The organism is Pseudomonas sp. 22082, from assembly GCF_052046055.1.
GTDB lineage: Bacteria > Pseudomonadota > Gammaproteobacteria > Pseudomonadales > Pseudomonadaceae > Aquipseudomonas > Aquipseudomonas pharyngis.
On the sequence record NZ_JBQEQB010000006.1, the window covers coordinates 85125 to 101972 of the forward strand.

The 16848-nt window shown below is 62.7% G+C and carries 13 protein-coding genes and 1 pseudogene; 12 read left to right on the forward strand and 2 right to left on the reverse strand.

The window, feature by feature from the left end; genetic code table 11:
- Nucleotides 1–21: 21 nt before the first annotated feature.
- The 12 genes from hutH (at nt 22) to ACTJK9_RS09210 (ending at nt 14726) form a co-directional block, all read left to right on the forward strand.
- On the forward strand, nt 22–1554 hold the full coding sequence (gene hutH, locus ACTJK9_RS09155) for a histidine ammonia-lyase (protein ID WP_085647999.1): 1533 nt from the start codon (nt 22–24) through the stop codon (nt 1552–1554).
- Between the two features lie 57 nt (nt 1555–1611).
- Complete coding sequence (hutI, locus tag ACTJK9_RS09160) at nt 1612–2817, forward strand: imidazolonepropionase (RefSeq protein WP_440813448.1); 1206 nt, start codon at nt 1612–1614, stop codon at nt 2815–2817.
- 10 nt (nt 2818–2827) lie between these two features.
- A complete protein-coding gene (gene hutG, locus ACTJK9_RS09165; protein WP_085611150.1) occupies nt 2828–3631 on the forward strand; it encodes an N-formylglutamate deformylase in 804 nt (267 codons plus the stop codon).
- A 193-nt stretch (nt 3632–3824) separates the two neighbouring features.
- Complete coding sequence (locus ACTJK9_RS09170) at nt 3825–4772, forward strand: choline ABC transporter substrate-binding protein (protein ID WP_440813451.1); 948 nt, start codon at nt 3825–3827, stop codon at nt 4770–4772.
- Nucleotides 4772–5689 (forward strand): alpha/beta hydrolase, encoded by a 918-nt coding sequence (locus tag ACTJK9_RS09175; protein ID WP_440813453.1) that lies wholly within the window; start codon nt 4772–4774, stop codon nt 5687–5689. Before ACTJK9_RS09170 ends, ACTJK9_RS09175 begins: the two co-directional genes overlap by 1 nt.
- 104 nt (nt 5690–5793) lie before the next feature.
- On the forward strand, nt 5794–6765 hold the full coding sequence (gene pip, locus ACTJK9_RS09180) for a prolyl aminopeptidase (RefSeq protein ID WP_007952436.1): 972 nt from the start codon (nt 5794–5796) through the stop codon (nt 6763–6765).
- Nucleotides 6762–7199: a D-aminoacyl-tRNA deacylase gene (dtd, locus tag ACTJK9_RS09185; RefSeq protein ID WP_064592873.1), complete on the forward strand. Its 438-nt coding sequence runs from the start codon at nt 6762–6764 to the stop codon at nt 7197–7199. Before pip ends, dtd begins: the two co-directional genes overlap by 4 nt.
- A gap of 321 nt (nt 7200–7520) precedes the next feature.
- A complete protein-coding gene (locus tag ACTJK9_RS09190; protein WP_085611241.1) occupies nt 7521–9335 on the forward strand; it encodes a glucan biosynthesis protein G in 1815 nt (604 codons plus the stop codon).
- A complete protein-coding gene (gene mdoH, locus ACTJK9_RS09195; RefSeq protein ID WP_064592875.1) occupies nt 9328–11898 on the forward strand; it encodes a glucans biosynthesis glucosyltransferase MdoH in 2571 nt (856 codons plus the stop codon). The genes ACTJK9_RS09190 and mdoH overlap by 8 nt, the downstream gene beginning before the upstream one ends.
- Before the next feature lie 202 nt (nt 11899–12100).
- Nucleotides 12101–12898, forward strand: a complete 798-nt coding sequence (locus ACTJK9_RS09200; protein ID WP_039772466.1) for a transporter substrate-binding domain-containing protein — start codon at nt 12101–12103, stop codon at nt 12896–12898.
- Nucleotides 12899–13039: 141 nt separating this feature from the next.
- On the forward strand, nt 13040–13999 hold the full coding sequence (locus ACTJK9_RS09205) for an amino acid ABC transporter permease (protein ID WP_007952431.1): 960 nt from the start codon (nt 13040–13042) through the stop codon (nt 13997–13999).
- A complete protein-coding gene (locus ACTJK9_RS09210; RefSeq protein WP_085611147.1) occupies nt 13992–14726 on the forward strand; it encodes an amino acid ABC transporter ATP-binding protein in 735 nt (244 codons plus the stop codon). Before ACTJK9_RS09205 ends, ACTJK9_RS09210 begins: the two co-directional genes overlap by 8 nt.
- A 145-nt stretch (nt 14727–14871) precedes the next feature.
- Here the strand turns inward: ACTJK9_RS09210 and ACTJK9_RS09215 are convergent, their stop codons facing one another.
- Together ACTJK9_RS09215 and ACTJK9_RS09220 are read right to left on the reverse strand one after the other, a co-directional pair.
- Nucleotides 14872–15744, reverse strand: coding sequence for a methyl-accepting chemotaxis protein (locus tag ACTJK9_RS09215; protein ID WP_371807397.1), 873 nt, complete (start codon nt 15742–15744; stop codon nt 14872–14874).
- A gap of 30 nt (nt 15745–15774) precedes the next feature.
- A pseudogene (locus tag ACTJK9_RS09220) lies at nt 15775–16788 on the reverse strand (methyl-accepting chemotaxis protein); the annotation flags it as partial.
- Between the last annotated feature and the right edge of the window lie 60 nt (nt 16789–16848).

A 16848-nucleotide genomic window follows, 5' to 3' on the forward strand; every position in this document is an offset into this window, starting at 1 on the left:
AACTCTCAAAAGGAGCACAAAATGACTGCGCTGAACCTGATCCCCGGCCAACTGAGCCTGGCCCAACTGCGTGACGTTTATCAGAACCCGGTCAAGCTGACCCTCGACAACAGCGCCAGCGCGCAGATCGAGGCCAGCGTGGCCTGCGTCGAGCAGATCCTTGCGGAAAATCGCACCGCCTACGGCATCAACACCGGTTTCGGCCTGCTGGCCTCGACCCGCATCGCCAGCGAAGACCTGGAAAACCTCCAGCGTTCGCTGGTGCTGTCCCACGCCGCCGGTGTCGGCCAGCCGATCAGCGATGAGCTGGTGCGCCTGATCATGGTGCTCAAGGTCAACAGCCTCAGCCGTGGTTTCTCCGGCATCCGTCGCGTGGTGATCGATGCGCTGATCGCGTTGATCAACGCCGAGGTCTATCCGCACATTCCGTTGAAAGGTTCGGTCGGTGCCTCCGGCGACCTGGCACCGCTGGCGCACATGTCGCTGGTGCTGCTGGGCGAGGGCAAGGCGCGCTACAAGGGCGAGTGGATGGAAGCGACCGAAGCGCTGAAAGTCGCCGGTCTGACCCCGCTGACGCTGGCGGCGAAAGAAGGTCTGGCGCTGCTCAACGGTACTCAGGTTTCCACCGCATTCGCGCTGCGCGGCCTGTTCGAAGGTGAAGACCTGTTCGCCGGCGCGCTGGCGCTGGGCGGTCTGACGGTGGAGGCGGTGCTCGGTTCGCGTTCGCCGTTCGACGCACGCATCCACGCTGCCCGTGGCCAGAAAGGCCAGATCGACGCCGCTGCCGCTTACCGCGATCTGCTGGGCGAGCGCAGCGAAGTCTCCGACTCGCACCAGAACTGCGAGAAGGTGCAGGATCCGTACTCGCTGCGTTGCCAGCCGCAAGTCATGGGCGCGTGCCTGACCCAGTTCCGCCAGGCCGCCGAAGTGCTGGCCATCGAAGCCAACGCCGTGTCTGACAACCCGCTGGTGTTCGCGGCCGAAGGCGACGTGATTTCCGGCGGCAACTTCCACGCCGAACCCGTGGCCATGGCCGCTGACAACATGGCGTTGGCCATCGCCGAAATCGGCTCTCTGAGCGAGCGCCGTATCTCGCTGATGATGGACAAGCACATGTCGCAGCTGCCGCCGTTCCTCGTCGCCAACGGAGGCGTGAATTCCGGCTTCATGATCGCCCAGGTGACCGCTGCGGCCCTGGCCAGCGAAAACAAGGCGCTGTCCCATCCGCATTCGGTGGACAGCCTGCCAACCTCCGCCAACCAGGAAGACCACGTGTCGATGGCCCCGGCCGCCGGCAAGCGTCTCTGGGAAATGGCCGAGAACACGCGCGGGATTCTTGCGGTGGAATGGCTGGCGGCGGTGCAGGGCCTGGACCTGCGCAACGGCCTGAAGACCTCGACCAAACTGGAGCAGGCCCGCGGGATTCTGCGTCGCGAAGTGCCGTTCTACGAGAAGGACCGCTTCTTCGCACCGGACATCAATGCGGCGACCGAACTGCTGGCTTCGCGGGTGCTGACTGAGCTGGTTCCGGCGAAACTGCTGCCGAGCCTTTAACCACCACTGATCGTTCCCACGCAGAGCGTGGGAACGATCGCAAGACGAGGACTTGGGATGAAAACCCTCTGGCAACACTGCCACGTCGCAACCATGGCGCAAGGCATCTACTCGATCATCGAGGATGCGGCCATCGTGACGTCCGGTGCACTCATCGAGTGGATCGGCCCGCGCAGCCAATTGCCGTCAGGCGAATACCCGGCGGTCAATGACCTGCAAGGCGCGTGGGTCACTCCCGGCCTGATCGACTGCCACACCCACACCGTGTTCGGCGGCAACCGCAGCGGCGAGTTCGAGAAGCGCCTGCAAGGCGTCAGCTATGCCGAAATCGCAGCGGCCGGCGGCGGCATCGCCAGCACTGTGCGGGCCACGCGCGAAGCCTCGGAAGACGAGCTGTTCGCCAGCGCCGCCAAACGCTTGAAAAGCCTGATGCGCGACGGCGTGACCACAATCGAAATGAAGTCCGGCTACGGCCTCGATCTGGCCAGCGAGCGCAAGATTTTGCGGGTCATCCGTCGCCTCGCCGCCGAGCTGCCGATCAGCGTGCGCAGCACCTGCCTGGCCGCCCATGCCTTGCCGCCGGAATACCAGGATCGCGCCGACGATTACATCGATCACATCTGCGCCGAGATGCTGCCCGCGCTGGCCGCCGAAGGCCTGGTCGATGCGGTGGATGCGTTCTGCGAATACCTGGCGTTCTCCCCGGAACAAGTCGAGCGGGTGTTCATCGCCGCGCAAAAACTCGGTCTGCCGGTGAAGCTGCACGCCGAGCAATTGTCGTCGCTGCACGGCTCCAGCCTCGCTGCGCGCTACCACGCACTTTCCGCCGATCACCTGGAGTTCATGGACGAAGCCGACGCCATCGCCATGGCCGAGTCCGACACCGTCGCGGTGTTGTTGCCGGGCGCGTTCTACTTCCTGCGCGAAACCCGGTTGCCGCCGATGGACGCCCTGCGCAAACACAAGGTGAAAATCGCCATCGCCAGCGACCTCAACCCCGGCACCTCGCCGGCGCTGTCGTTGCGCCTGATGCTGAACATGGCCTGCACCTGTTTCCGCATGACCCCGGAGGAAGCCCTGGCCGGCGCCACGATTCACGCGGCGCAAGCCTTGGGCATGGCCGAGACCCACGGTTCGCTGGAAGTCGGCAAGGTCGCCGATTTTGTCGCCTGGCAGATCGACCGCCCGGCGGATCTGGCGTACTGGCTGGGTGGTGAACTGGACAAACGCGTCGTGCGTCACGGCGTTGAATCAAGTCTGTAGGAGAGCGGTTGTGGATAAGGTTCTGAACTTCAAACAAGGTCGCGTGCCGCTGCTGATCAGCATGCCCCACGCCGGTGTGCGCCTGACCCCGGCGGTCGAGGCCGGGTTGATCCCGGACGCGAAAAGCCTGCCGGACACCGACTGGCACATTCCGCAGCTCTACGATTTCGCCGCCGAACTGGGCGCCAGCACCCTGGCGGCCGAGTACTCGCGATTTGTCATCGACCTGAACCGGCCGTCCGACGACAAACCGCTGTACGCCGGCGCCACCACCGGGCTGTACCCGGCGACGCTGTTCGATGGCATTCCGTTGTTCAAGGACGGGCAGGAGCCGTCGAAAGAAGAGCGTGCGACCTATCTGGAGCAGATCTGGACGCCGTATCACCGCACCTTGCGGGAAGAGCTGGCGCGGCTAAAAGCCGAGTTCGGTTACGCACTGCTGTTCGATGCGCATTCGATCCGCTCGATCATCCCGCACCTGTTCGATGGCAAGCTGCCGGACTTCAATCTCGGCACTTTCAACGGCGCCAGTTGCGATCCGCAGTTGGCCACGCAACTGGAAGCGATCTGCGCCCGCCATGGCGATTACAGCCATGTGCTGAACGGACGCTTCAAGGGCGGCCACATCACCCGTCACTACGGCAACCCGGCGGAAAACATCCACGCCGTGCAACTGGAGCTGGGCCAGTGCACCTACATGGAAGAGTTCGAACCGTTCCGCTACCGCGCCGATCTGGCGGAGCCGACGCGGGTGGTGCTGAAGGAATTGCTGCAAGGGCTGCTTGCCTGGGGCAAATCCCGCTATACCGCATAACTTTGTGGGAGCAAGCCCGCTCCCACAAGGGTTTTGGGTTTTCACGGGTTCCGCGTTCCAACGGGGTCGCCACCGTGCAAATCCCGGTCGCCACAGTTCGCTTTTCCCGCTCGTCTGCTGCGTAATGTTTCGGCCACGGTGCAAGAAGACACCGATCCGAACAATAACCCGCTGCCGCACGAGACGATCCCACATGAAAAGACTGTTCACTCGTTGTGCGTTAATCCTGACCGGCAGTGCGCTGCTCAGCGCCGGTGCCATGGCTTCCGATGATGCTTCCTGCAAAACCGTGCGCATGGGCGTGGTCAACTGGACCGACGTGATCGCCACCAGCGGCATGGCCGACGTGCTGCTCAACGGCCTCGGCTACGAAAGCAAGCAGACCAGCGCGGTGCAGCAAATCATCTTCGCCGGCATCCGCGACAAGCGTCTGGATATCTTCCTCGGCTACTGGAAACCGGCGATGGACAAGAACATCGCGCCATTCCTCGCCGCCAATCAGGTCAAGGTCATGGACAGGCCCAGCCTGGCCGACGCCCAGGCGACGTTGGCAGTGCCGGATTACGTAGCGGCGGCGGGGCTGAAAACCTTCGGCGACATCGCGAAATTCAAGGATCAACTCGGCGCCAAGATCTACGGCATCGAGCCCGGCAGCGGCGCCAACACCACGATCAAGACGATGATCGAAACCAACCATTTCGGCCTGAAGGATTTCAAGATCGTCGAATCCGGTGAGGCCGGCATGCTCGCCGCCGTGCAGCGGGCGGTGAACCGCAAAGAGTTCGTGGTATTCGTCGGCTGGACCCCGCACCCGATGAACATCAACATGAAAATCACCTACCTGACCGGCAGCGAAGACGTCTACGGCCCGAACGAAGGCGCCGCCACCGTTTCCACGGTCACCGCGCCGGACTACGCCGAGCGCTGCCCTAACGTCCATCGACTGCTGGAAAACCTGACCTTCACCGCCGCCCAGGAAAGCCAGTTGATGGTGCCGATCATGGAGCGCAAGACCCCTCAGGAAGTGGCGAAGACCTGGCTGCGTGAGCATCCCGAAGACCTGCAACGCTGGCTGGCGGGTGTCAGCAGTTTCGATGGCAAGGACGGCGTGGCCACGGTTCAGGCCAGCCTGAAAAACTGATGAGTACCTATCCACTTTCACCGGCGATGGCGGCGTTCGTTGCCAGAACCGAAAGCTTCGCCAGCGATGACAGCAGCCTCGGCGGATTGCGCAAATCCTATGACGACATGTGCCGCGCCTTCACGCCCGAACGGCCGGCGGGTCTGGAGGTGGTGGATTTCCAGTTGAGCGGGGTGGCGGTGCGTTCGTATCGCCCGCCTGTCCGGCCATCGGCCAGTGGCTGGCCGTGCGTGTTGTACCTGCACGGCGGCGGTTGGGTGGTCGGCGGGCTGGATTCCCATGACTTCATCTGTTGCGAGCTGGCCATGGCGCTCGGGGCAATGGTGGTGGCGGTGGATTACCGGCTGGCGCCGGAGCATCCGTTCCCGGCCGGTTTCGAGGATTGCCTGAGCGTCTGGCGCGCGCTGCGCAGCGGGCCGTTCTGGTTCGATCCCGGACGGATGCTGGTGGCGGGCGACAGCGCCGGGGGCAATCTGGCGGCGGCGCTGTGCCTGGCGCTGCGCGATGCCGGCGAGCCGCTGCCGGGTGCGCAGGTCTTGATCTATCCGGGGCTGGGAGGCGACGAGCAGTTAGCGTCACGCAGCGAATGCGCCGATGCGCCGTTGCTCGCCAGCAGCGATGTCGATTGCTATCACGCCCTGTACCTGCGCGGCACCGTGAAGCCGAACGCTTATGCGATGCCGTTGCTGGCCGGGGACTTCAGTGGCTTGCCCCCGGCCTGGATCGCCGTGGCCCAGTTCGACCCGCTGCGTGACGACGGTGTGCGCTACGCCGAGCGGCTGAACGCGGCGGGCGTCGACGCGGCGCTGTATTACGGCGAAGGGCTGGTTCATGGCTGCCTGCGGGCGCGACATCAGGTCGCCGAGGTCGATCGTCTCTTTGAGAACCTGCTGGGGTTCATGGCTGACAAAATGTGACAGCGCACGGGCATGCTCATTGACGTAAATCGGGTTTATGATGCCGGACGGCAGAATAATAGAAGTCCCCCCAGGGATGACCTCGACCCCTTACGGAGCGCGCAATGCAGACTTTGTTTCCGCAGATCAAACCTCACGCACGGCACGATCTGGCCGTCGATGACACCCATACGCTGTACGTCGACGAAAGCGGTTCACCGGAAGGTTTGCCGGTGGTGTTCATCCACGGAGGTCCCGGCGCCGGGTGCGACGCCCAGAGTCGCCGTTACTTCGATCCGAATCTGTATCGCATTGTCACCTTCGACCAGCGCGGCTGCGGTCGTTCCACGCCTCACGCCAGCCTGGAAAACAACACCACCTGGGATCTGGTCGAAGACCTCGAGCGCATCCGTAAACATCTGGGCATCGACAAATGGGTGCTGTTCGGCGGTTCCTGGGGTTCGACCCTGGCGCTGGCCTACGCGCAGACCCACCCGGAGCGCGTGCACGGTCTGATCCTGCGCGGGATCTTTCTCTGCCGTCCGCAGGAAATCGAATGGTTCTACCAGGCCGGCGCCAGCCGTCTGTTTCCCGACTACTGGCAGGACTACCTCGCGCCGATTCCGCTGGACGAGCGCGACGACCTGCTCAGCGCTTTCCACAAACGCCTGACCGGCAACGACCAGATCGCCCAGATGCACGCAGCCAAGGCCTGGTCGACCTGGGAAGGGCGCACCGCGACCCTGCGTCCGAATCCGCTGGTGGTCGACCGTTTCTCCGAGCCGCAGCGCGCCTTGTCGATCGCGCGGATCGAATGCCACTACTTCACCAACAATGCCTTCCTTGAGCCAAACCAGCTGATCCGCGACATGGGCAAGATCGCCCATCTGCCGGGCGTGATCATCCACGGCCGCTACGACGTGATCTGCCCGCTCGACAACGCCTGGGAACTGCATCAGGCCTGGCCGAACAGCGAGCTGCAGGTGATCCGCGATGCCGGCCACGCCGCGTCCGAACCGGGTATCACTGATGCGCTGGTACGCGCCGCCAGCAAAATGGCCCGGCGCCTGCTCGACCTGCCGCCCGAAGAAGCATGAAGGGGCTGTTGCAGCGCGTGAAAGGCGCGCGGGTCGAAGTGGCGGGCGAGGTGGTTGGCAGTGTCGATCAGGGTTTGCTGGTGCTGGTGGCGGTAGAACCCGACGACACGCCGGCCAGCGCCGACAAACTTCTGCATAAGCTGCTTAACTATCGAGTGTTCAGTGACGCCGAGGGCAAGATGAATCTGTCCCTGGCGGATGTGGGCGGCGGGTTGCTGCTGGTCTCTCAGTTCACCCTCGCTGCCGACACCAAAAGCGGGTTGCGCCCGAGTTTCTCGACCGCCGCCCCTCCGGCGCTGGGCGAAGAATTATTCGACTATCTATTAAGCAAAGCGAAACAGATGCATGGCACAGTGGCATCAGGTAGATTCGGCGCGGATATGCAGGTGCACCTGGTCAACGATGGCCCGGTAACCTTCCTGTTACAGACATGAAAGTGCTTGAAACAACTTTTTAAGGGCTTTTCGACTGAAAACAGGGAATTTTCGCGATAAATACTTTGTTACCCCTGATGCGTTGTCACGCGGGCTACTAGATAATCGCGCGCTACGGGGATCAGCGTTCGTTGGTCCATTTTGACTTAGGTAGAGACTTGTCCGGATCCGATTGGGGAATCATTTTGACCCAGCGGAGTCGGAACAATGCTCGCCAACTTGGCAAGGGTGTCCTGCAAGGTCGGTTTTTTTGTACCGAATCCCTCACAGGCACTTCATCTGGCCGTTGGTTTATTGATCTGTTTTCGGCGAGGGTTGCTCGTGATTGTTAGTCCCTGTAATGCAGCAAAATTGTCTGCCAAACGCTTGCGCAGCGCTCTGGTAGCGGGCTCGGCAGTACTCTGCCTGCTCAGCGCCGGCCAGCTTTGGGCATTCAATCTTGACGATGTGTCGGCCAAGGCCAAAGAGCTGGCCGGGCAGAAGTTCGAAGCCCCGCGCAGCAACCTGCCGAACGAATTCCGTGAAATGAAATTCGCGGACTATCAGAAGATTCGTTTCCGCACCGAAAAAGCCGAATGGGCCGACCAGAAGACCCCGTTCAAGCTGTCCTTCTATCATCAGGGCATGCACTTCGATACGCCGGTGAAAATCAACGAAATCACCGCGAACACCGTCGAAGAGATCAAATACGATCCGAGCCGTTTCGATTTCGGCGACCTGCAGTTCGATCCGAAGGCCACCGAACAACTGGGCTACGCCGGTTTCCGTGTGCTGTACCCGATCAACAAGGCTGACAAGCAAGACGAAATCATGACCATGCTGGGCGCGAGCTACTTCCGCGTCGTCGGCAAGGGTCACACCTACGGTCTGTCGGCCCGTGGCCTGGCGATCGATACCGCTCTGCCGTCCGGCGAAGAATTCCCGCGTTTTCGCGAGTTCTGGATTCAGCAGCCGAAGCCGGGCGACAAGCACCTGGTGATCTTCGCCCTGCTGGATTCGCCTCGTGCGACCGGCGCCTACCGTCTGATCCTGCGTCCGGGCAGCGACACCATTGTCGACGTGAAGGGCCAGATGTACCTGCGTGACAAGGTTGGCAAGCTCGGCATCGCGCCGCTGACCAGCATGTTCCTGTTCGGCGCCAACCAGCCGTCGAAGGTGCTCAACTACCGTCGTGAACTGCACGACTCCAGCGGTCTGTCGATCCATGCCGGCAACGGCGAGTGGATCTGGCGTCCGCTGAACAACCCGAAACATTTGGCTGTCAGCCAGTTCAGCGTCGAGAACCCGCGTGGTTTCGGTCTGCTGCAACGTGGCCGTGACTTCAGCCACTACGAAGACCTCGACGACCGCTACGACAAGCGCCCAAGCGCCTGGATCGAGCCGAAGGGCGACTGGGGCAAGGGCACCGTTGATCTGGTCGAGATCCCGACCGCCGACGAAACCAACGACAACATCGTTGCGTTCTGGAACCCGGAAAAACTGCCGGAGCCTGGCCAGCCGCTGGACTTCGCCTACCGTATGCACTGGACCATCGACGAAGCCGCGCTGCACGCGCCGGACAGCGCCTGGGTCAACCAGACCCTGCGTTCGACCGGTGACGTCAAGCAATCGAACCTGATCCGTCAGCCGGATGGCAGCGTTGCCTACCTGGTCGATTTCGAAGGCCCGTCCTTGGCCGCTTTGGCCCCGGATGCGGACGTTCGCAGCCAGGTCAGCGTCGGCGACAACGCCGAACTGGTCGAAAACAGCGTGCGCTACAACCCGGAAACCAAGGGCTGGCGCCTGACCCTGCGGATGAAGATCAAGGACGCGAGCAAGTCCACCGAGATGCGCGCAGCCCTGGTGCAGCCAGTGGTCACCGCTGATCTGGCCAAGTCTTCGGTACCGACGTCCAATTCGTCGGTAGCCAAGGCCGACAAGGTTGCCGCCAAGCAACAAGAGAAAGCCGACAAGGAAGCCAAGGCCGCCGAGGCCAAACAGGCCGACGCCAAGCCGGTTGCAGATGCCAAGGACAAGGCCAACAAAGACGCCAAGCAGCCAGCCGCTGCGGACGCGGCCCCAGCCACACCGGAATCGGCACCGACTGAAGAAGTCCTGACCGAGACCTGGAGCTATCAGTTGCCTGCCGATGAGTAACTCTCAAGTACAGCCAGAGACTCTGTCCGAGTACCTGGCGCATCTGCCGATGACCGACGAGCAGCGCGCGGAACTCGCGGGCTGCCAGTCCTTCAGCGAATTGCATGAACGCCTGTCGTCCAAGACCTTTGACGCACCGACCGAAGCCGCCCAGGCTTCGGTGGGCAAGCGCCTGATCCTGAGCACCGCCGAAGAGCTGCAAGACGCGGAAATGCTGGTGCTCGACGCCAGCGGCCGGGTCAGCATGAAGGCCACGCCGCCGATCCGTCGGACCAAGGTCGTGCCGGAGCCGTGGCGCACCAACATTCTGGTGCGTGGCTGGCGTCGCCTGACCGGCCGGACCAACCCGCCGCAACCGCCGAAGGACGCCAACGTGCTGCCGGCGGCGCGCTGGCGTACGGTCGGTTCGATCCGTCGCTACATTCTGCTGGTGCTGATGCTGGGTCAGACCATCGTCGCCGGCTGGTACATGAAAGGCATCATGCCGTACCAGGGCTGGTCGTTCGTCGATCTGGAAGAAGTCCTGCATCAACCGCTGCTGCAAACCGCCACGCAAGTGCTGCCGTATGCGCTGCAAACCAGCATTCTGATCATGTTCGGGATTCTGTTCTGCTGGGTGTCGGCCGGTTTCTGGACCGCGCTGATGGGCTTCCTCGAATTGCTCACCGGCCACGATAAATACCGGATCTCCGGTAAAAGTGCCGGCAACGAGCCGATTCCGAAAGACGCGCGCACCGCACTGGTGATGCCGATCTGCAACGAAGACGTGCCTCGGGTGTTCGCCGGTCTGCGCGCGACGTTCGAGTCGGTCGCCGCTACCGGTGACCTGGACCGTTTTGACTTCTTCGTCCTCAGCGACAGTAACGACACCGACATCTGCGTGGCCGAGCAGCAGGCCTGGCTGGACGTCTGCCGCGAAGCCAAGGGTTTCGGCAAGATCTTCTATCGCCGCCGTCGCCGTCGCGTCAAACGCAAGAGCGGCAACCTCGACGACTTCTGCCGTCGCTGGGGCGGTGACTACAAGTACATGGTCGTGCTCGACGCCGACTCGGTGATGAGCGGCGAGTGCCTGACCAGTCTGGTGCGCCTGATGGAGGCCACGCCGGACGCCGGCATCATCCAGACCGCGCCGCGCGCTTCGGGCATGGACACGCTGTATGCGCGCATGCAGCAGTTCGCCACTCGCGTGTACGGTCCGCTGTTCACCGCCGGCCTGCACTTCTGGCAGCTGGGTGAATCCCACTACTGGGGTCACAACGCGATCATCCGCATGAAGCCGTTCATCGACCACTGCGCCCTGGCGCCGTTGCCGGGCAAGGGTGCGTTCTCCGGTGCGATTCTCTCTCACGACTTCGTTGAAGCTGCGCTGATGCGCCGTGCCGGCTGGGGCGTGTGGATTGCCTACGATCTGCCGGGCAGCTACGAAGAACTGCCGCCGAACCTGCTCGACGAACTCAAGCGTGACCGTCGCTGGTGCCACGGCAACCTGATGAACTTCCGTCTGTTCCTGGTCAAAGGCATGCACCCGGTGCACCGCGCGGTGTTCCTGACCGGCGTGATGTCTTACCTGTCGGCGCCGCTGTGGTTCTTCTTCCTGGTGCTATCGACCGCGCTGCTGGCGGTGAACACGCTGATGGAGCCGCAGTACTTCCTCGAACCGCGTCAGCTCTATCCGCTGTGGCCGCAATGGCACCCGGACAAGGCGATCGCGCTGTTCTCGACGACCATCGTGCTGCTGTTCCTGCCGAAGCTGTTGAGCATCATCCTGATCTGGGCCAAGGGCGCGAAAGAGTTCGGCGGCAAGTTCAAGGTGACCGTGTCGATGCTGCTGGAGATGCTGTTCTCCATGCTGCTGGCGCCGGTGCGGATGATTTTCCACACCCGTTTCGTTCTGGCCGCGTTCCTCGGCTGGGCCGCGACCTGGAACTCGCCGCAGCGTGACGACGACTCCACGCCGTGGAGCGAAGCGGTCAAGCGTCACGGTCCGCAGACCCTGCTGGGCTTCTTCTGGGCGTTGCTGGTGATCTGGCTGAACCCGAGCTTCCTGTGGTGGCTGGTGCCGATCGTCGGTTCGCTGATGCTGTCGATTCCGGTGTCGGTGATTTCCAGCCGCGTCGGTCTGGGCCTCAAGTCTCGTGACGAGAGCCTGTTCCTCATCCCCGAGGAATACAATCCGCCACAGGCGCTGCTGGCCACCGATCAGTACACCCACGAAAACCGCTGGCACGCACTGAATGACGGCTTCATCCGCGCGGTGGTCGATCCACAGCAGAACGCCCTGGCGTGCTCGCTGGCGACCTCGCGTCACGGTCAGGCCGAGCCGATCGAATGGCTGCGCCAGGAACGTGTGCGTCACGCGATCAAGGTCGGCCCGGCCGGGCTGAACAATCATGATCGCCTGCAATTGCTGAGCGATCCGGTGGCCCTGGCCCGTCTGCACGAGCAGGTGTGGGCCGAAGGTCACGCCGAGTGGCTGGACGCATGGCGGGCCTCGGTGAAAGCCGATCCCCATGCGCCGCTGCTGCCGCTCAAGCCGGTGAGCTTGCAGGCGCAACCGGCCTGATGAAGAAACCCCGCGAAAGCGGGGTTTTTTTTGCCTGCCGATTACCGTCCCGGACTGCGTCCCATCCGGCAGCAACCGATCAAAAAACCTTGTGCAAACGGACGAGTGCGTTAGCATCCGTCCCCGAATTGGCGCACCCGGACAATCTTGTCCATTTCTGTCGGTTTTCGCGCCGCAAACGCAATGTTTTGGGGACTTGAAGATGAAGAAGTATCTGTCGATGCTGCTGGTCGGCGTCACGGCACTGGTTGCAGTCAATGCGGCGCAGGCCGGCGCGATCGACGACGCGGTCAAGCGTGGCTCGTTGAAGGTCGGCATGGATCCGACCTACATGCCATTCGAAATGACCAACAAGCGCGGTGAAATCATCGGTTTCGAAGTCGACATCCTCAAAGCCATGACCAAGGCCATGGGCGTCAAGCTGGAGCTGGTCTCCACCGGTTACGACGGGATCATCCCGGCGTTGATGACCGACAAGTTCGACATGATCGGCAGCGGCATGACCCTGACCCAGGAACGCAACCTGCGCCTGAACTTCAGCGAACCGTTCATCGTGGTCGGCCAGACCCTGCTGATCCGCAAGGAGCTGGAAGGCACCATCAAGTCCTATAAAGACCTGAACACCGCCGACTACCGCATCACCTCCAAGCTCGGCACCACCGGCGAGATGGTCGCCAAGAAGCTGATCTCCAAAGCCAAGTACCACGGCTACGACAACGAGCAGGAAGCCGTGCTCGATGTGGTCAACGGCAAGGCTGACGCCTTCATCTACGACGCGCCGTACAACGTGGTCGCGGTGAACAAGGTCGGCGCCGGCAAACTGGTGTTCCTCGACAAGCCGTTCACCTACGAGCCGCTGGCCTTCGGTCTGAAGAAGGGTGACTACGACAGCATCAACTTCATCAACAACTTCCTGCACCAGATCCACGAAGACGGCACCTACGATCGCATCCATGACAAGTGGTTCAAGAGCACCGAGTGGCTCAAGGACATGGAATAACACTGGGTCAGTTAGACCGAGTTACCCCATTCGCGAGCAAGCCCGCTCCCACAGAGATTGTGTGAACACCACAAATCCACTGTGGGAGCGGGCTTGCTCGCGAAGAGGGCCTCCAGAGCAACACAGAATCCGGAACCTGTAATGAAACAGAAAAAAGCCCAATGGCCCTGGCACGTTCTGACCGTGCTGGTGCTGGTCGGCCTGGCCGGCGCGCTGTATTACGCCACGTCGCTGATGTCCTACGAATGGCGCTGGAACCGTGTGCCGCAGTACTTCGCCTATCAGGCCGAGGAAACCCAGCGCGCGACCGACATTTCCACCGTCAGCGAACTGGTGCGCAAGGGCGGCAGCGCGCAGGTCACCCTGCGCAACGATGCCGGTGACGAGCAGCACCTGACCGTCGACGAAAACAGCCTGCAATTCGCTCAGGGCGACGATGTGGCCGAAGGCGACGTCGTGGGCGTGACGCGGCATTGGGCGGCGGGTCCGCTGTTGTGGGGGCTGTGGACCACGCTTTGGCTGTCGGTGGTGTCCGGCGTGCTGGGTCTGCTGATCGGTCTGGCCACCGGGCTGTGCCGGCTGTCGAGCAACCCGACCCTGCGCGACCTGTCGACGATCTATGTCGAACTGGTGCGCGGCACGCCGCTGCTGGTGCAGATCTTCATTTTCTATTTCTTCATCGGCACGGTGATGAACCTGTCCCGGGAGTTCGCCGGGATTGCCGCGCTGTCGCTGTTCACCGGCGCCTACGTGGCGGAAATCATCCGTTCCGGTGTGCAGTCGATTGCCCGCGGCCAGAACGAAGCGGCGCGTTCGCTGGGTCTGAGTGCCGGCCAGTCGATGCGTCATGTGGTGCTGCCGCAGGCATTCAAGCGCGTGCTGCCACCGCTGGCCGGGCAGTTCATCAGTCTGGTCAAAGACACCTCGCTGGTGTCGGTGATCGCCATCACCGAGCTGCTGAAAAGCGGCCGGGAAGTCATCACCACGTCGTTCTCGCCGTTCGAGATCCTGTTCTGCGTCGCCGGCCTGTACCTGTTGATCAACCTGCCGCTGTCGAAAATCGCCAGCCGGCTTGAGCGGAGGCTCGCGCAAAGTGATTGAAGTTCGCGATCTGGTAAAAGTCTTCGACACCCGTGGGCAAGTGGTGCGCGCGGTGGATAACGTCAGCACGTCCGTGGCCAAGGGCGAAGTGCTGGTAGTGATCGGCCCGTCCGGTTCCGGCAAGTCGACCTTCCTGCGTTGCCTCAATGGTCTGGAAGAATTCGATTCGGGTTCGGTGAGCATCGACGGCCTGCAACTGGCTGACCCGAAAACCGACGTCAACGCCTACCGCCGCGAAGTCGGCATGGTGTTCCAGCATTTCAATCTGTTCCCGCACATGACCGTGCTGGAAAACCTGTGCCTGGCACAGAAAGTCGTGCGCAAGCGCGGCCAGAAGGAAAGCGAGGCCAAGGCTTTGGCATTGCTGGAGAAGGTCGGGATTGCCCAGAAGGCCCGCGAATATCCGTCGCGCCTGTCCGGCGGTCAGCAGCAGCGCGTAGCGATTGCCCGGGCGCTGGCGATGGACCCCAAGGTCATGCTGTTCGACGAGCCGACCTCGGCCCTCGACCCGGAAATGGTCGGCGAAGTGCTGGACGTGATGAAAAACCTGGCCGTGGAAGGCATGACCATGGTCTGCGTGACCCACGAAATGGGTTTTGCCCGGGAAGTGGCGGATCGGGTGCTGTTCTTCGATCACGGCAAACTGCTGGAAGACGCCTCGCCGGCGGCGTTCTTCGATGCACCGAAGGATCCCCGAGCCCAGGCGTTCCTGCGGCAAGTCCTGTAACTGCGGCGTCTCCCGGGACGCCTTCGCGAGCAGGCTCGCTCCCNTTGGACCGCGTCCGCTCGGACAACTCGGTCGACTGTGGGAGCGAGCCTGCTCGCGAATGGCCTCACCTCGGTTCACAGTGAACCGAGGCCAATGAATCACTTCAAACCTTGAACCGGCCCACCAGCGTTTGCAGGTGTGTGCCCAGGCGCGCCAGCTCGACGCTGGAGGCCGCCGTCTCTTCGCTGGCCGCCGAGGTCTGGTCCGAGACATCCCGCACGTTCAGCACGCTGCGGTTGATCTCTTCGGCCACGGCGCTCTGCTGCTCGGCCGCCGCTGCAATCTGCTGGTTCATCGCCTGAATCGCCGAAACGGTGCGGGTGATGCTTTCCAGCGAGCCACCGGCACGCCGGGTCAGCTCGACGCTGCTGTCGGTCAGGGTGCGGCTGTTGTCCATGATCGTTGCCACTTGCTGGGTGCCGTTCTGCAGGCCGACGATCAGCTCTTCGATCTCTTCGGTGGACTTCTGGGTGCGCTGGGCGAGGCTGCGGACTTCGTCGGCAACCACCGCAAAGCCACGTCCGGCTTCACCGGCACGGGCGGCCTCGATGGCGGCGTTGAGGGCCAGCAGGTTGGTTTGCTGGGCCACGGACTTGATCACGTCGAGCACGCTGCCGATCTTGTCGCTTTCGCGCTTGAGCTCGCCCATGGCCTCGGTGGAATGGCCGACTTCGGCGGCCAGACGTTCGATCTGGGCGATGGCCTCGCCAACCACCTTGTCGCCTTCACGGGCCTGCTGGTCGGCGGCGACCGCTGCTTCCGAAGCTTCCTCGGCGTTACGCGCGACTTCCTGCACGGTGGCGGCCATTTCGTTCATGGCGGTGGCGACCTGGTCGGTTTCGACTTTCTGATTGTTGACCCCGGCGCTGGTCTGCTCGGTCACCGCGGACAACTCTTCGGCGGCGCTGGCGATCTGGGTCACGCCGTCGCTGATGCCGCCGATCAATTCGCGCAGGCCTTGGGTCATGCTCTGCATCGAGCGCTGCAATTGACCGAGTTCGTCACGGCGCAGGGACACCAGATTGTGGGTCAGGTCACCGGCGGCCACGCGTTCGGCGACTTTCAGGGTCTGCTCCAGCGGAATGATGATCTGCCGGGTGATCGCCCAGGCCGCGAGCAGACCGAAGGCCAGGGCCAGCAGGGTGGCGATCATCAGCATGTTTTTGGCGTGCGCGGCATCGGTGTCGCGGACGATGGTCTGGGATTCGGTGAGTTTCTTGCTGACGTCGAGCAGGATGTCGCCCTGGGCCGACATGCGAGCCAGCGCCTTGGCGTTGTTCACCTGGGAGTCGCGGAACTGGCTGACGGCGGCGCGGTAAGCCTTCAGCGATTCGGTGGCCTGCTGCAGGTTGGCAATGTGTTGCTCGGGCAGTTTGCTCGGCAGGCTTTCCAGATTGTTCAGGGCGGCGGCGATGGCATCCAGCGCCGGTTGTTCGGCTTCGGCCTTGCCGCTGTAGGTGTAGCCGCGCACCTGATAGCGCGCCTGCTGCAGCAGTTTGCTCAGCTCGATCACGCTGTTGAATTGCGCAACGCTGTCGCCTTGCAGCAGGGATTTCTCGACTTCGCTGACCTTGGCCACCGCGTTATCGGCGCTGGCGCCGAGTTTGCTGCGAGCGTCTTCACGCTGCACGGTGGCCTGGGTCATGTCGCCAAAGGCGCGTTTGTACTCGGCAACCGCCGCCAGTTGCTGATCGATCATGGCCACGTCGGACGGTTGCTCGATCATGCCGCGGGCGCTTTGCAGGCCGGCGTCGAGTTTGCCGAGCAGGTCGTTGACCGCGCCGGGGCCCTGTTCGCCACGGCGGGCTTCATAGTCAAGACGCGCCAGACGCAGGTCCTTGGTCAGCTCGTTGAGGCTGGAGATGAAGCCGAGCTTGTCGCCCCGGCTGATGATCCCGCTCATTCCGGTCCAGCCGGTGAAGGTGATCAACAGGGTCAGCAGCAGCACCAGGCCGAAACCGATTCCAAGCTTACGTTTGACGCTGACGTTTCCAAGACTCTCGGCTAACCAACGGTACATGCGACGACTCCCTCGGACCACTAATTGGACTTATGGGGAGGGTATCGGCCGCATGATGGC

What these genes read in the sequence shown, in the direction of transcription:
- ACTJK9_RS09205 (WP_007952431.1), top strand. Translation starts at nt 13,040, where the DNA reads ATGAAACAGAAAAAAGCCCAATGGCCCTGGCACGTTCTGACCGTGCTG.
- dtd (WP_064592873.1), top strand. Translation starts at nt 6,762, where the DNA reads ATGAAGGGGCTGTTGCAGCGCGTGAAAGGCGCGCGGGTCGAAGTGGCG.
- pip (WP_007952436.1), top strand. Translation starts at nt 5,794, where the DNA reads ATGCAGACTTTGTTTCCGCAGATCAAACCTCACGCACGGCACGATCTG.
- hutI (WP_440813448.1), top strand. Translation starts at nt 1,612, where the DNA reads ATGAAAACCCTCTGGCAACACTGCCACGTCGCAACCATGGCGCAAGGC.
- ACTJK9_RS09215 (WP_371807397.1), bottom strand. Translation starts at nt 15,744, where the DNA reads ATGCAGAGCATGACCCAAGGCCTGCGCGAATTGATCGGCGGCATCAGC.
- ACTJK9_RS09200 (WP_039772466.1), top strand. Translation starts at nt 12,101, where the DNA reads ATGAAGAAGTATCTGTCGATGCTGCTGGTCGGCGTCACGGCACTGGTT.
- hutH (WP_085647999.1), top strand. Translation starts at nt 22, where the DNA reads ATGACTGCGCTGAACCTGATCCCCGGCCAACTGAGCCTGGCCCAACTG.
- ACTJK9_RS09175 (WP_440813453.1), top strand. Translation starts at nt 4,772, where the DNA reads ATGAGTACCTATCCACTTTCACCGGCGATGGCGGCGTTCGTTGCCAGA.
- ACTJK9_RS09170 (WP_440813451.1), top strand. Translation starts at nt 3,825, where the DNA reads ATGAAAAGACTGTTCACTCGTTGTGCGTTAATCCTGACCGGCAGTGCG.
- mdoH (WP_064592875.1), top strand. Translation starts at nt 9,328, where the DNA reads ATGAGTAACTCTCAAGTACAGCCAGAGACTCTGTCCGAGTACCTGGCG.